The sequence below is a fragment of the Pseudomonas sp. URMO17WK12:I11 genome (assembly GCF_007677725.1).
Classification (GTDB): domain Bacteria; phylum Pseudomonadota; class Gammaproteobacteria; order Pseudomonadales; family Pseudomonadaceae; genus Aquipseudomonas.
This window is the reverse complement of record NZ_VEDF01000014.1, coordinates 74,164-89,217: the sequence shown is the minus strand read 5'-3', so window position 1 is coordinate 89,217 and position 15,054 is coordinate 74,164. Positions and strand designations below refer to the sequence as shown.

At 59.3% G+C, this 15,054-nt stretch carries 15 protein-coding genes; 8 read left to right on the top strand and 7 right to left on the bottom strand.

Annotated features, from left to right (window positions below; translation table 11 throughout):
- Nucleotides 1–127: 127 nt before the first annotated feature.
- Entirely contained in the window at nucleotides 128–1,714 is a 1,587-nt protein-coding gene (locus FS665_RS21170) for an ABC-F family ATPase (RefSeq protein WP_145192982.1), read from the bottom strand.
- 1,120 nt (nucleotides 1,715–2,834) lie between these two features.
- The gene (locus FS665_RS21160; RefSeq protein ID WP_145192980.1) at nucleotides 2,835–3,356 is read right to left on the bottom strand and encodes a GrpB family protein; all 522 of its coding nucleotides are present in this window, start codon (nucleotides 3,354–3,356) and stop codon (nucleotides 2,835–2,837) included.
- Nucleotides 3,357–3,749: 393 nt separating this feature from the next.
- Between FS665_RS21160 and FS665_RS21155 the strand changes: the two genes are divergently transcribed.
- A complete protein-coding gene (locus tag FS665_RS21155) occupies nucleotides 3,750–4,742 on the top strand; it encodes a hypothetical protein (RefSeq protein WP_145192978.1) in 993 nt (330 codons plus the stop codon).
- A gap of 266 nt (nucleotides 4,743–5,008) precedes the next feature.
- Here FS665_RS21155 and FS665_RS21145 read toward each other — a convergent pair whose 3' ends face one another.
- Nucleotides 5,009–5,365: a cupin domain-containing protein gene (locus FS665_RS21145; protein ID WP_145192974.1), complete on the bottom strand. Its 357-nt coding sequence runs from the start codon at nucleotides 5,363–5,365 to the stop codon at nucleotides 5,009–5,011.
- A 9-nt stretch (nucleotides 5,366–5,374) separates the two neighbouring features.
- Entirely contained in the window at nucleotides 5,375–5,956 is a 582-nt protein-coding gene (locus FS665_RS21140) for a GNAT family N-acetyltransferase (RefSeq protein ID WP_178108387.1), read from the bottom strand.
- Between the two features lie 214 nt (nucleotides 5,957–6,170).
- Between FS665_RS21140 and FS665_RS21135 the strand changes: the two genes are divergently transcribed.
- From FS665_RS21135 to FS665_RS21115, 5 genes are all read left to right on the top strand, one after another.
- On the top strand, nucleotides 6,171–6,686 hold the full coding sequence (locus FS665_RS21135) for a sigma-70 family RNA polymerase sigma factor (RefSeq protein WP_145192970.1): 516 nt from the start codon (nucleotides 6,171–6,173) through the stop codon (nucleotides 6,684–6,686).
- A complete protein-coding gene (locus FS665_RS21130) occupies nucleotides 6,683–7,606 on the top strand; it encodes a FecR domain-containing protein (protein ID WP_145192968.1) in 924 nt (307 codons plus the stop codon). The genes FS665_RS21135 and FS665_RS21130 overlap by 4 nt, the downstream gene beginning before the upstream one ends.
- Nucleotides 7,607–7,711: 105 nt before the next feature.
- Nucleotides 7,712–10,135 (top strand): TonB-dependent receptor, encoded by a 2,424-nt coding sequence (locus FS665_RS21125; protein ID WP_145192966.1) that lies wholly within the window; start codon nucleotides 7,712–7,714, stop codon nucleotides 10,133–10,135.
- A 126-nt stretch (nucleotides 10,136–10,261) separates the two neighbouring features.
- Entirely contained in the window at nucleotides 10,262–10,822 is a 561-nt protein-coding gene (locus tag FS665_RS21120) for a TetR/AcrR family transcriptional regulator (RefSeq protein WP_145192964.1), read from the top strand.
- A 72-nt stretch (nucleotides 10,823–10,894) separates the two neighbouring features.
- On the top strand, nucleotides 10,895–11,371 hold the full coding sequence (locus tag FS665_RS21115; RefSeq protein WP_145192962.1) for a nuclear transport factor 2 family protein: 477 nt from the start codon (nucleotides 10,895–10,897) through the stop codon (nucleotides 11,369–11,371).
- Between the two features lie 104 nt (nucleotides 11,372–11,475).
- Here FS665_RS21115 and FS665_RS21110 read toward each other — a convergent pair whose 3' ends face one another.
- The 3 genes from FS665_RS21110 to FS665_RS21100 all read right to left on the bottom strand — a co-directional run bounded on the left by FS665_RS21110 (nucleotide 11,476) and on the right by FS665_RS21100 (nucleotide 13,253).
- Nucleotides 11,476–12,093, bottom strand: coding sequence for a polysaccharide lyase family 7 protein (locus tag FS665_RS21110; protein WP_145192959.1), 618 nt, complete (start codon nucleotides 12,091–12,093; stop codon nucleotides 11,476–11,478).
- Between the two features lie 91 nt (nucleotides 12,094–12,184).
- The gene (locus FS665_RS21105; protein WP_145192957.1) at nucleotides 12,185–12,505 is read right to left on the bottom strand and encodes a hypothetical protein; all 321 of its coding nucleotides are present in this window, start codon (nucleotides 12,503–12,505) and stop codon (nucleotides 12,185–12,187) included.
- Nucleotides 12,506–12,533: 28 nt separating this feature from the next.
- A complete protein-coding gene (locus tag FS665_RS21100; RefSeq protein WP_145192955.1) occupies nucleotides 12,534–13,253 on the bottom strand; it encodes an SOS response-associated peptidase in 720 nt (239 codons plus the stop codon).
- A gap of 102 nt (nucleotides 13,254–13,355) precedes the next feature.
- Here FS665_RS21100 and FS665_RS21095 point away from each other — a divergent pair, with 102 nt between their 5' ends.
- Nucleotides 13,356–13,784, top strand: a complete 429-nt coding sequence (locus FS665_RS21095; protein ID WP_145192952.1) for a LexA family transcriptional regulator — start codon at nucleotides 13,356–13,358, stop codon at nucleotides 13,782–13,784.
- Entirely contained in the window at nucleotides 13,774–15,048 is a 1,275-nt protein-coding gene (locus tag FS665_RS21090; protein ID WP_145192950.1) for a Y-family DNA polymerase, read from the top strand. The genes FS665_RS21095 and FS665_RS21090 overlap by 11 nt, the downstream gene beginning before the upstream one ends.
- Nucleotides 15,049–15,054 lie beyond the last annotated feature (6 nt).

Here is a 15,054-nt window from a genome sequence, read left to right as displayed (position 1 = left end):
AACTATGGCCGCTACGCGAAGAAAATGAAAGCAGGCTAACGAATGAGTCGACAGGACGTCACGTTGCCGCGGTAAGCAGTTGAGCAAGCAATCGGCCTGGCCGCTTTCGAGCGGCCAGGCCGTTACATCAGACCACGACGCCCTGGCTGCGCAGGTAATCGTCGTAGGTGCCGCTGAAGTCGACCACGCCGTCGGCGCTCAGCTCGATGATGCGGGTCGCCAGCGAGGACACGAACTCACGGTCGTGGCTGACGAACAGCAGCGTGCCCGGGTAGTTCTCCAGCGCCAGGTTCAGCGCTTCGATCGACTCCATGTCCAGGTGGTTGGTCGGTTCGTCCATCACCAGCACGTTAGGCTTTTGCAGGATCAGCTTGCCGAACAGCATGCGACCTTGCTCGCCACCGGAAATCACCTTCACCGACTTGAGGATCTCGTCGTTGGAGAACAGCATGCGCCCGAGGGTGCCACGAATGACCTGCTCACCGCTGGTCCACTGGCCCATCCAGTCGAACAGGGTCATGTCGTCTTCGAAATCGTGGGCATGGTCCTGGGCGTAGTAGCCCACTTCAGCGCTGTCGGTCCACTTCACCGAGCCGGCATCCGGGGTCATTTCGCCGACCAGGGTGCGCAGCAGGGTGGTTTTGCCGATACCGTTGGGGCCGATGATCGCCACGCGCTCGCCCGCTTCGACGGTGATATCGAAGTTCTTGAACAGCACTTTGTCGTCGAATGCCTTGGCCATTTTCTCGACGACCACCGCCTGGCGGTGCAGCTTCTTGGTCTGCTCGAAGCGAATGAACGGGCTGACGCGGCTGGACGGCTTGACCTCGGCCAGTTGGATCTTGTCGATCTGCTTGGCCCGCGAGGTGGCCTGCTTGGCTTTAGAGGCGTTGGCCGAGAAGCGGCTGACGAAGGTCTGCAGTTCGGCGATCTGCGCTTTCTTCTTGGCGTTGTCCGACAGCAGCTGCTCGCGCGACTGGGTGGCGGCGGTCATGTACTCGTCGTAGTTGCCCGGGAACAGGCGCAGCTCACCGTAGTCCAGGTCGGCCATGTGGGTACAGACGCTGTTGAGGAAGTGACGGTCGTGGGAAATGATGATCATGGTGCTGTTACGCGCCGTGAGAACCGTTTCCAGCCAGCGAATGGTATTGATGTCCAGGTGGTTGGTCGGCTCGTCGAGCAGCAGCACGTCCGGGTCGGAGAACAGGGCCTGGGCCAGCAGCACGCGCAGCTTCCAGCCCGGCGCCACTTCGCTCATCGGGCCGAAGTGCTGCTCCAGGGGAATACCCAGGCCCAGCAGCAGTTCACCGGCACGCGACTCGGCGGTATAGCCGTCCATTTCGGCGAATTCGGTTTCCAGCTCGGCCACGGCCATGCCGTCGTCCTCGGTCATTTCCGGCAGCGAGTAGATGCGGTCGCGCTCGGCCTTGACCTTCCACAGTTGGCCATGGCCCATGATCACGGTGTCGATCACGGTGAATTCTTCATAGGCGAACTGGTCCTGGCGAAGCTTGCCCAGGCGAGTGTTCGGCTCGAGCATGACCTGGCCACCGGAAGGCTCCAGGTCGCCGCCGAGGATCTTCATGAAGGTCGATTTGCCACAACCGTTGGCGCCGATCAGGCCATAGCGGTTGCCGTTGTTGAATTTGACCGAAACGTTTTCGAACAGCGGCTTGGAGCCGAACTGCATGGTGATGTTGGCGGTAGAGATCAAGTGCTTGTCCTGCGGGGGTTCCAGAGGTGTATTTAGGCCCTCTCGTCAGTTCTGGGCCAATTTTGGGCCAATTCGACTCGGGGCGGCAGCTTCTCCAGCTCCCTCCAATCCGAGGAGGAGCTGATCCATTTCGCGTAGGTCGAAAGCAACATCTCGACGCTGTGGCCCAGCTGGTTCGCAATGAACGCAGGGTTCATCCCAGACATGAGGCACATGGTTGCGTAGGTGTGGCGGGTGTCGTACTGACGGCGTTCACGGATGTTCAGCGCCTTGAGCGCTGATTTGAAGTGGCGGATTGTAACACTTGGCTCGTTGATCCACAGCCCACCTTTGCTCGGTTGGAACACAAAAGGGCTCACAGGATGCGCCGATGTGTAGGCTATGCGCCGAAGCGTCGCCTTCCACTGGCCTGGGCAATGGCGTCGAGCGCGCGCTCGTTGAGCAGCACCGCTCGGTGATGCTTGGTCTTCGTGGGCTTTTCCGGCGCCAGGTTGACGATGATCCGGCAAATCGTTGCCGATCGCTGAGCGATGTCGACATCTTTCTACTTCAGGCCCATGGCTTCGCCAGGACCACCCGGGTGAAGAGGCAGAACTCGAAGAACGCAGCGTAGTTCTTGGCGTCGTTGCGAAGCGTGGAATAGAGATGTGAGGTGGATATTTCGGCCTCCGCCCGGGTGTAGGGGGCGAGCCTTAATGGTTCTCTCCTAAAATATGCGGGTGCGCCCAAGTTATTTTTTCGGAACGGATGGGATGTCCCGACGTACAAAGCCTGCTCCGACCCAGCAGTCTGGCAGTCCCAAGGAGCGCACTATTGCGAGTAGCCGGAAACGAGTGGGATCATCTGAAATAATCGCTTCGAGTCTCGAAATATTGTCCACTCAACCATCACCTTGTTGCAGCTGGGCTTTACCCACTGATGTTGCAGCAGTCGCCCGATCTTACTGGCTTGCTGCGCCGGCAAGCGCGTCAGCACTGTTCCCATGCGGTTTCGGATTCAGTGGGCGTGTGATATCGGTGAGTGACTGCCGCCTATAATGGTTACTAGCTTAGATACTTCGGGCGGTATGTCCGCATACATGTCTCAAAGGCTGTATGGCTCAATCCCTGCGCAGCCGCTTTCAGGTGTTGGGTTTCTGAACGCCGTTTAGGCCCGATAAAGCGTCGATGATAAACGGCGCTTTTTTCTTCAAGTATTCAGCCATCCCACCTGTGTTGCTAGCCTCGAGTCTGAGCTTCAGCTCCTCATACTGGCGACGCATTAGGGCGTTGGATCTGAGCAAGTCCCTGAATTTCAGCATCTGAGCAACCGCAAGATGGCCACGGGTACAAACGTGAAGCTTGTGCGTGCGAACTCCATTCACGTTGCGTCGGTAGAAATGATGGTCCGTCGTCAGATCAGTTCCTCGAAGGTAACCCAAACCCATCAACAGCTGGTCCCGCGCCTGAGCGTTTTTGTGATCGAGGACCTCGACGAGCACATCGATCTCAGGCTTCGCTGCGAGTTCAGGAACGGATGTGCTTCCAACATGGTGTATCTCGATCAGCTCATCGCCAAAAGCCGAGGCAATGATCGATTTATCTGCCTGAAACTGCGCGGGCCAGATGGGGTTGTAACAAGCGATGTTGCTGGTCAGTGCCATTGCCATTCCCTGGTCGATAATGCTTGTATGCGCTAAATTCTCGCCCAAGACTTGTGCGTTGGCCAGTGGGAGATGACGGACTCCCGGCAGTGCAGCAGTCGCTGGGTGATTGGCAAGTCAGCTCACAACAAGTAATGGCGTTGTCGAGCTAACATCCCTGGCGGCTGTGATCCCCCGTGGCGGACACCGAACGATCAGAGCCGGTGCTTGGCAGTGGTCCTTCCAAAATGACGCTTGCCGTGTATAGGCAAATGATCACTTTGAGGATGCTCGAGATCTTGAGAGGGGAAGTGGTTGACGACTGCAGCACGTAGAGCGCCAGGATCGGGCTTGGGGCACCACTGCCAACTGGTTTATCCTGCAACGTCGATAGAAGGGCTCACAAGGACGTCCATGATTCCCGTCGATCTGCCGGTCATGTTGCTCGGCTACATGATCTACATTTTTTCCGAGGTTTTTCTCTGGCTCTTCATCGCCGGCCTGATAGCCCTCCTGATTCCGCGAAGTCGTCGTTATATGCTGGCGCGGCGCTGGAGGTTCGGCTTGTTGCTGATGTTGCTGGCAGCCGGCAGCTTGCCTTACATCGAGTCCACCCACAGGCTCTGGCAGGATTGGCGTTCGCACAATCCCCGCCTCGAACACGAGGAAGTGCTTGGGGATCTAGTGCTTCCGGCGGGTACCCAGGTCCATCTGCGCAACCTGCAGCCTTTCAACGACCTGTCCGGCGATCCAGTGCCCTATGGCATGCAGAGCCTGGATCAGGCTGATTTCGATCGCACGCCAGGTCACATCATGGGTATGCCTGTGCGTCGTCTGAAACTGGCGCAGGGCCACGGTTTCGCGACGGTCGAGACCCTGTCCGCTCATGACTTGGCAGGATGGAACTGCGAGCCTGGGGAAGTAGAGTTCCGCTTTCCATTCGGTGCTCATTTCACGTTTTCCGAGTGGAAGATGCACCGGTGCACACTGGCGCGAGGTACCGAGCTAGGGGGTATCGTCTGGCCTGGCCCGGTAGAGGTGTTCTCAAGTACCATGGGTTGGGAGGCTAGGTCCGAGGAGAGCCCGGCCACGCTATTGGGAATCGAACTGCGCTCACTGAACATGATTCTGGATCGCCCCTACGGCGACGCGCACTGGTGGCGAGGCTACGCAAACCAACCCTTCGACTTCGGCGCTATTCACTATCCGGCCGATATCCAGGTCAGCTGTGATCAGGGCCAGATGCACTTTAGCCTGCCACCGGGCGTGCAAGCCCTGGATCAACGCAGCAAAACGTTCATAGAGGGCGGGCAGACGGTGGTGCAGAGCTTGGCCGGCGAGGTGCTGGGAGTTCGAACCAACGGTTCCATGGGGGTTTATTTTCCTGATGAACTCATAGTGCGCTGAGGCTGAACGAACTCAGGCGGGTTGCAGAAGTGCCCCCGTTTTATGCAGCACTCACCTGAGTTATCAGCCGCGCCGCCATCCATTTTGCGAAGATAGAACGCAACATCTCGACGCTGTAGCCAAGCTGATTCGCGATGAACGCAGGGCTGATTCCAGTCATGAGCCCACCCTTGCGTGCTTTGAGCACAAAAGTACTGACCAGGTGGGCCGATGAAAACGCGATGCAACGAGGTGTCGTCAGCAGGCAAGCCAACAAAGGCGGATGCTTAGCTCGCAGGCAGGAGAATCACGAAGTTTTTCTTCATGTCTTCGAGCACGGTCCATTTACCCTTAGCGCCCGGTTCGATGATGAATGTGTCACCTGCGGCCAGGATGACCGCGGGGCGACCTTCCAGCTCGATGACGCAGCGCCCGCTCAAGACATGGCAGAACTCCCAGACTTTGTAGTCGATGCGCCACGCCCCGACACTCGCTTCCCATTCCCCGCAAATACGACCTTGCTGTTCATCGTGGTAGTACTTGGAGGTCAGCGTATGCGGGTCGCCTTCCATGACTTCTTCAAAGAAGGGAAGGTCGCGCACCGGTTGGATATCCAGTTCGCGGAATACGGTCAGGTTGTTCATGGTGTTCTCTCAGGTACGTGTATGAGTGGGGCGATGCATCAAGTACGCTTCACCGGTTACGTTCAGCATCGGGTGCGCGACGATCTGGCAAGTCTTGACGACCTGAAACCCGTGACGTTCGTAGAAGCGGCGTGCGCCGTGGTTGTCTGCGTAATCGATCAGGCACAGGCCCTCCAGGCCGGCGTCGTCAGCACGTTGCTGGGCCTGGCGAAGAAACTGCACGCCCAACCCTTGGTTGCGCCAGCCCTCATCCAGGGCCAGGCTGGAGATGTACAGCGTGTTGGGTATCTCCATGTCGGCGTAAGGCGCCAGGACCGGGTCCATTTCTGCCGGACTGTCGCCGCGTTCACCCAAGGCGTAACTGTGCATCATGCCGATGACGCGTCCGTCGAACGTGGCCATCAAACAGTTTTTGTAGGAGAAGTCGCCTTGCTCCCTGGCATAACGAGACGCGCCGACATCCAGCAACGCCTGCCCAGGTGCGGCGAGCGTGCTCCATATGTAATCGGCCATGCCCTCCGATGTCAGTTGAAAGAAGCGCGCGATATCGCGCGCATCCGACACGTGTGCGGGTCTGAAGTCGATAGACATGAACAGGGTTCCCATTGGATCGGGTGGTTAGTCATCAAGGATTGCGCCTTCGGCAGGGGCTTAGGGTAGGGGGGTTGTACCGTTGCCATCTTGCTCTGGGCGAACATTGACGACACGAGGCGCGACGCGGACCCACGCTCTCACTTCCCAGTGAGCCTCAACACCCCTACAATCGCGATACATTCCTATTCGCGTTTCGGGTCGAGTGAAGAAGATGTCCAGATCGGACACCCAAGCCACGGTCAACCAACACCTGCATGCCCTGTACCGCGACCACAACGGCTGGCTGCGCGGTTGGTTGCGTGAGCGTCTGAACAGTTCAGCCGATGCGGCTGACCTTGCCCAGGACACGTTCATTCGTGTGATGCTCGCGCGCACGGCTGATGCTTTACACAAGCCGCGGCCGTACCTGGCGACCATCGCTCGCGGTCTGGTCATCGATCTCTATCGCCGTCGCAGCCTGGAGCAGGCCTACCTCGAGGTATTGGCCTCCAGGCCGGAAGTCCACGCGCCGTCTGCAGAAACCCGTGCAATCATTCTGGAAAACCTGGTGGCCATCGATCGCATGCTTGACGGCCTGGGCCAGCGCACGCGGCAGATCTTTCTCGCCGTGCAGCTGGACGGGCTTACCTACGAAAAAACCGCGCAGCGTTTTGCGGTGTCGGTGAGCACGGTGCGCAAGCACTTGGCCAAAGGCATGCTGCACTGCCTGTTGATGGATGAAGAATGACGCAGGCACTCGCCCAGGCAGTCGAATGGTATGTGCGCCTGCATGACAGCGGCGCCACGCCGGCCACTCGGGCTCAATGGCAAGCCTGGCTTGACGCTGACCCGTTGCATGCCAAGGCATGGGCTCGCGTTGAGAAGTTGCAACAGCGCATGAGCCTGGCACCTCCTGGCTTTGCCGTCGCAACGCTTGAGGAGGCTCGGCAGCACAGGCGTGCAGCGGTAAAGACGATTGGTCTTCTACTTGGCGTTGGCGTGCTGGGCTGGGGCGGCTACCGGGTTTCAGTACCCGACGCCGACTACAGGACCAGCGTCGGGCAACGCAAGCAGATCACGCTGTCTGATGGCAGCCTTTTGATGCTGGACGCCGACACCCGCGTCGATGTGCGATTCAGCACCCAACAGCGGCTGATTATCCTGCGCCAGGGCACCATCCTCGTCGAAACTGCCAAAGACTCCCGGGCACTGAGCGTGCAAAGCGCTGAAGGGCAGATCAAGGCGCTGGGTACCCGCTTCACGGTACGCCAAGGCGATGGCATCACTCGGGTTGCCGTTGAAGCCCACGCGGTAGACGTTTGCCCACGATCGGCTCCTGGCCAGGCGTTGCGCGTCGCGGCGGGACAGGCCGTGAGCTTCAGCGCGGTCGGTACCGGGCCGTTGCAGCCGGCTGCAGAGCAAGGCTCGGCGTGGACGCGCGGCATGCTCGTCGCGCTGGACTGGCGACTGGACGAGCTACTGGTCGAGCTATCCCGCTACCGCCATGGTTTTCTTACGTGCTCGTCAGATGTCGCCGGGTTGCGGCTCACTGGCACATTTCTGCTCGATGATCTCGAAGGCGCTCTCGCCAATCTGCAAGACTCACTCCCCGTGCGGGTACGTCGTCTGACGCGCTACTGGGTGAGAATCGAACGTCGGACGGCGTGAAGCAATTTTTTGCATGGGTGGGTAACAGATTTTCATTCCTGTTTCGGCTCTACCTGCATGTGCGCATCAGACGCACACATTGCCAACGTTGACAGGAACGCTTTCATGCAAGTACGCACCACCTTCTTTTCCCGCTGCGCTCAACGGACTGCACTGGCCCTGTGTATCGCCGGATCGATACTTCGGGTGGAGCCTGCTCTGGCGAAACCCCTCGACTATGACATTCGCAGCGGCACCCTGGCGGGAGCGCTCAGCGAGTTCGCCGCTGTGAGCGGGGTAATGATCACCTTTAGCTCGGAACAGACCGCAGGTTTGCGTTCGCCAGGACTGCAAGGCCGCTTCGAACTGGATCAGGGCTTCGCCCGTGTGCTTCAGGGCAGCGGCTTGCGGGTAGTACAGGTCGGCGAGAAACGGTTCGTACTGGCCAAGACCGAAAACGGCGCGACCCTGGAGCTGGGTGCCACCAGCATCAATGCCGCTGATCTGGGGGCTACTACAGAAGGTACCGGCTCCTACACGACCGGGTCCACCAACACGGCCACCAAACTCGCACTCTCGCTGCGCGAAACACCGCAAACGGTCAGCGTGATGACGCGCCAGCGTATCGAGGACCAGCAGTTGAATACGCTGAGCGATGTGCTCAAGCAGACGCCTGGGCTCTCCGTACAAAACATCGACAGTGAGCGGGTAAACATCTATTCGCGGGGTTACGCGATCGAAAGTTACCAGTTCGATGGCATCCCCACGTCGTTGATCGTGCAGACGAGCGCGAGCCCGCAGAGCATGACCGATACCGCGATCTATGACCGGGTGGAGATCGTCCGCGGGGCCACCGGGCTGATGACCGGGGCTGGCGACCCATCGGGCAGCATCAACCTGATTCGCAAGCGGCCTACGGCGCAATTCCAGGGCTCGGTGAGCGCCGGCGCCGGCTCGTGGGACACCTACCGCACCGAGGTGGATATGTCCGGCCCACTGACTGACGATGCACGCCTGCGTGGGCGGGCCGTCATGGCCTATCAGCAGGGCAACAGCTACATCGATCACTACCAACAGGAAAAGCAGACCTACTACGGCATTCTTGAGGCAGACCTCACAGACAGCACCCTGCTGACCCTGGGTTTCGACTACCAGAAGAACGATCCACGTGGCGTGTCGTTCGCCAGCTTTCCGCTGTTCTACAGTGACGGCCAGCAGACCGATTTCCCACGCTCCACCAACGCTGGCGCACGCTGGAGCTATCGTCGGCAAAACACCCTGAACACCTTCGCGTCCCTGGAGCAGGGCCTGGTCAATGACTGGAAGCTGAAGGTGGCTGTCAACAACATGTACAGCACCCGTGACTATTCGCTGGCATCGCTCAGCGGCGGCACGCCGGATCGTGAAACCGGCGAGGGTGCCTACTTGTATGGTGGGGACGGCTACGGCTCCCAGCGTCAGCTCGGAATCGATGCCATGGCCCAGGGGCCGTTCGAGCTTTTCGGCCGCGAGCATGAGCTGGTGTTCGGCTTGAGCGCCTCGGAGTTCCACGACTACAGCGATCCGGACGACGACGACCTGGAAATGCGCCCCGACAATATCTACCAGTGGGACAACGACACCGCCCGCCCGATTTCGGTAGGCAAGCTGATGAATGACGATACGACGATACGGCAGGACGCCGCTTATCTGGTGGCCCGGTTCAAGCCTGCTGACGACTTGTCACTGATTGTCGGTGCGCGCGTCGGTAACTACAGCTACAAGAAGAAGGCGATCTACAACCCACCCTATACCCGCTCTTCCAATTCTGCCGAAACGCGCGAAAGCGGCTTCGTCACGCCCTATGCTGGCGTGGTCTACGACCTCAACGACATCCACTCGGTCTATGCCAGCTACACCAAGATCTACAAGCCACAGGCGATTCGTGACCAAAGCGGCAGAACGCTGGAGCCGCGCGAGGGTGACAACTACGAGATCGGCCTGAAAAGCGAGTTCCTCGATGGCCGGGTCAACACGGCCTTGGCATTGTATGCGATCAAGCAGGACAACCTCGGCGTGGCCACTGGCGAGACGGTCGAGGGCACTGTGCGTGAATCAGCCTATCGAGCTGTGGCTGGCGCCAAGACACGCGGTATCGACATGGAGATCTATGGCGAGGTCCTGACCGATTGGAATGTCAGCGCAAGTTACAGCCACAGCATCACCAAGGATGCCGATCACGAGCGCATCAGAACCGAAGCCCCGGCTAACCTGGTCAAGCTCTGGACTACCTATCGCCTACCGGGGGAGCTGAACCGCCTGACCGTCGGCGGCGGCATGAACTGGCAAAGCGGCCTGAGCCTGACCACCAGCGAGGGTAAGGCCACTCAGCAGCAGTACGCGGTGTTCAATTTGCTGGCGCGTTACGACGTTACTCCGGCCCTGAGCGCAAGCGTCAATGTGAACAACGTGTTCGATAAAAAGTACTTCAGCGCGCTGGATCCTACTTTCTTTACGGGTTACTACGGGGAGCCGCGTAATGTGATGTTCAGTACGCGCTATGCCTTTTAGGAGGCTTCGACGGTGGCGGGGGCTATTTTAGCTGCCGTCGAGCCTTACGCCCGGAACGGGTAAATAGGGTAAAACTCGCTTGACCATGGAGAACGATCGTTCTACTCTGCATCCATGGACAAGCAAATGACCGATACCCGCGAAAAGATTCTGGCCACGGCTGAAAGGCTAATTTACGAAAATGGCATCCATGCTACTGGCATGGACTTGCTGGTAAAAACCTCGGGCGTTGCCCGCAAGAGTATTTATCGTCATTTCGCCAATAAAGACGACGTCGCTGCAGCGGCGCTCAATGCACGCGATGTCCGCTGGATGCAGTGGTTTCGTAGCGAATGCGAAAAGGCCCGTTCACCTCAGGATCGATTACTGGGCATGTTCGATGTGCTCAGCAGTTGGTTTGCATCTGACGGTTTTCGAGGGTGCGCGTTCATCAACACGGCAGGGGAGGTCGGTGATGCCGAGGACCCTGTCCGGCAGATCGCCAAGCTGCATAAACAAAAGCTGCTGGATTACACCGTGGAGCTGACGAATCAACTGGGCGTGAAAGATCCGCTCGCGTTAGCCCGGCAGTTCTTCCTGCTGATAGAGGGCACGATCACCGTCGCTCGGGTGATGGGCGACTTTACCGCCCTCGACAGCGCCAGAGAAATAGCCAAGTTGCTGCTCACCCACGCCGAGCGACCATAAGGTTTGACCGTCACAACCTGATTCAACCACTGCGCAACGTCTTGCTTCATCCACTCACCTGGAGGTACCCCCATGTCCAATGAACAAGCTCGTCCGCCACTGCCGCCTTTCACTCGCGAGTCGGCAATTGAGAAAGTCCGACTCGCTGAAGATGGTTGGAATACGCGCAACCCAGAAAAGATCGCCCTGGCGTATACGCTGAACACCCAATGGCGTAACCGAGCCGAATTTGCAAATAATCGCGAAGAGGCACAGGCTTTTCTGACCCGCAAGTGGAAAAAAGAGTTGGACTACCGCCTGATCAAGGAACTGTGGGCCTTCACCGACAACCGGATCGCCGTGCGTTATGCCTATGAGTGGCACGATGATTCAGGTAACTGGTTCCGCTCCTACGGCAACGAGAATTGGGAGTTCGAAGCCGATGGCTTGATGCACCGTCGCTTCGCCTGCATCAATGACATGCCCATCCAGGAGAGCGAGCGTAAATTCCATTGGCCTCTGGGGCGCCGCCCGGATGATCATCCGGGCCTGACCGAGCTGGGTCTGTAAGTCACTGCAACCTGATCCTTTGTTTAAAAGGGTCAGGTTGCGGACATTAACCTCTCATTCGTATGGCTAGGTAAGCGCTGGCTCTACTCGAAAGCTGCAGTCGGTCAACCGACGACCTCAAATCCCTCATAAACCACCCAACCTCCCTCCGATGCCTTCCCTTTGTTATCAATCACATACGCACCCGCTTTGAAGTAGAACTGAAACTTTTTCCAGCCCGAACCCACGGCCATATTGGTGCTCAGCTCATCGAGCGAAACGCTGAGCTCTCCACCCTCATCGACTTGCACGCTGTACTCGAAGGTCTGCGCCAATGCTACGGGCTTCTCCAACAACGTGCGGGCAAGCCCAAGCGGCGAGCTGCGTGACTCGATGCGTACCGAGCCGCTCCACCAGGTCACCATGAGAAACGGGTTGGGCGCGTTGACTGCGTGAATCTGCCCGATGATGACCTTGCCGCTGGATGGAGCGCTTTGCACGCGCACGCGGCCGGCCATCGCGTGCCTTCCGCTGCCCGGTGTCCAGTTGAACGATTCACTGGAGCCTGGCAGCGTCTGCCGGCCCTCGGTGCGCGGATATTGAGAAGTGCCCGCCGCATCGTCCTGAACCGAACACCAATAATGCACATGCTGGTTCTCGTCGACCCACAGGCGGTCTGCGGGGGGTAGGGCGGGGTATAGATAAGTCTTGCCGTTAGCGGTTACGTTACCAAAAGACTGCATGGTCGCTTCCTTGTCGTAGAGTTCCGATTCCTTCGGCGGGTGCCACGCACGTCCATAGGGTTGGCTGGCCAGCAGCCAACCCTATGGACGTTCAGAGCTTGTACAAAATGGTGTAGGAGGCATCGGTCCTCGGCTCGATCGTCATGGGCATGCCAAACAGCTTGCCCTGGCACTCACTGACGATGCAGCGGTAGACCGTGCCCTGGCGAAGTTGCGCCCATAGCCCCTCGTCATGAATGACGATACGCACGACGCGGTTTTCCTGATCGTCTCTGGCGTGCGCAACATGATGGTCCAGGTCGCATCCGAACTGCTCCGGGGTCAGCTCCGGATCGAAACCGATCACCACCCCATGGCGCATCAGGTCGGCCCGGATACGCTCAATCACATCGTCTGCTTCTTGTTTTAGCATGATGGGTATCTCACGGTGCGGGTACACATTAAAACTCTAGCTGACCTTGAGCATTTTGGTCAGTTATCGGATCAATCAACGTCTCGTTGTCGTTACGCACGTTGCCGACCGCCTTGTCCACCGGGTACCAGTGAAACTCTGCCGCCGGCCTGCAGCCCTGCTGCACGATGGCTGCCGCACGCTCGGCCGTGGTGGCCGGGTCCAGCCATTCGCGCGCGGTGTCGGCCGCCAGCACCAGGGGCTTGCGGTCATGAATGTCGAGCAAACCTTGGTCGGCAGCGGCGGTGATGATCACGAAGCCATCGCGCGGATCAGCTTCGAGCCCCGGGTGCGCCTGGGCCAATGCGGCGAAATACAGCGGCAAACCGTCGGCGCTGGTGATGTAGTAAGGTTGCTTGCGCTTGGGTTCGGTAGGATCAGGCAGCCACTCGTACCAGCCATTGGCCGGCGCCAAGGCTCTCCCGGCCGGCCACAGCTCACTGAAGAACTTGCCGGTCATGACCGTCTCGGCCCTGGCATTGATCGGGTCGGGGCGTTTGCCCTTGGCCCAGAACGGCGACCAGCCCCACCGCAGCGGGTCCACACGCACGCCGTCTTCAACCTGGCGCAGCAGCGGTACCTGCGTCGATGGCGCGACGTTGTAGCGGCTGATCGGTTCCGCGTCATAGCCGTTGATCACCACCAGATCCAGCGACAATTGCCGCAAGTAATGATCCATCGACTCGTACATCGAGTACCGTCCGCACATGATTAACCTCTCGTCCGTCAGAATTATCGCGAGCCAGGATTGACCCGGCGGCCAATGCTGGATTTACTGTATATGCATACAGTTTGCATCGGACCTTCCATCATGACCATCACCTACCTGGGTACGCCAGCCGGCAGTACTGAACCTCTTCCGCTCTATGCATTTCGCGTTCCTGCCGGTTTTCCCTCGCCTGCAGCGGACCACCTGGAAGGCCATATCTCCCTTGACGAACTCTTTGACCTGCGTGCGCCCCATATGTATCTGGTGAAAGTCGAAGGCGACAGCATGCAAGGGGCGGGTATCTACTCAGGCGACATTGTCATCGTGGATCGCAGCCGTGAGGCCGAGCATGGTGACGTGGTGATAGCTGCAGTCAATTGCGAGCCCGTGTGCAAGCGCCTGTACCGCCGTGATGGCGTGGTGATGCTGAAGTCGGAAAATCCCGCCTATCCGCCGCGGCATATCCTCGAAGGCGATGAGCTGCTGCTCTGGGGCGTGGTGCGCTACAGCGTGCGTGACCATGCGCAATGAGCCGGTGTTCGCGCTGATCGACTGCAACTCGTTCTATGCGAGCTGCGAACGCGTGTTCCGCCCGGACCTCGCCAAGACGCCAATCGTGGTGCTGAGCAACAACGATGGCTGCGTGATCGCCAGGTCCTACGACGCCAAGCCGTACGTCAAGATGGGCGAGCCGTATTTCCAAGCCAGGGACAAGCTGCGCCGCCATGGCGTCGTGGCTTTCAGCAGCAATTACGCGCTTTATGGCGACATGAGCGAGCGGGTGATGTCGTTGATCGAGTCGATGGTGCCGGCGACCGAGGTGTACAGCATCGACGAATGTTTCGCCGACCTCTCAGGCATCCAGGGTGACCTGACTCATTTCGGCCGGCAGGTGCGCGCGAAGATCGTCCAATGCACCGGCATACCGGTGGGGGTCGGCATCGCCACGACCAAGACCCTGGCCAAGCTGGCCAACCACACCGCCAAGCGCCTGCTGGCCCAGACCGGCGGGGTGGTGGACATTACCGAGCCATTCAAGCGTGATTGGGTGTTGCGCAACACCGAGGTCAAAGAGGTGTGGGGCGTCGGCCGGCGCATGAGCGCGCACTTGGAGGCGATGGGCATTCACACGGCAATGGATCTGGCCAAAGCCGACGCCTGGACGCTGCGAGAGAAATTCAGCGTGGTGATCGAGAAGACCGCTCGCGAGCTGGCTGGCACCTCGTGCCTTGAGCTGGATGAGGCTGAGCCGCCGAAGCAGGAAATCTGCTGCAGTCGCATGTTCGGCAGGCGCCTGAGCGAACTCGCACCCATCAAGCAGGCGGTCGCCACCTACGTCGGCCGTGCGGCGGAGAAACTGCGCGCGCAGGGCTCGGTGTGCAAGCGCATGCGCATCAGCATTCGCACCGGCATGCTCAACCCCGACGAACTGCACCATGCCCAGGGCGCCCTGGTCGAGCTGCCGTACCCGACCTGCGACACCTTGCTGATGACCCGCCTGGCGACCGACGCGGTGTCGCGCATCTTTCGCCCCGGCATGCGCTACAGCAAGGCCGAGGTGCTGTTGATGGATCTACGGCAACCGGGCGAATTCTCCCAGGACCTGTTCGCGCTCGAGCAGTCACCGGACTGTGCCCGGCTGATGCAGGTGATGGACGATATCAACCAGCGCTGGGGCAGGGGTACCTTGCGCACCGCGAGCGTGCCGGCTGCGGCGGATTGGGCAATGCGAAGGGAGCTGTTGAGCCAGTCCTATACCACGCGGCTCGATCAGTTGTGGACGGTCAAATGCTGAGCGCCT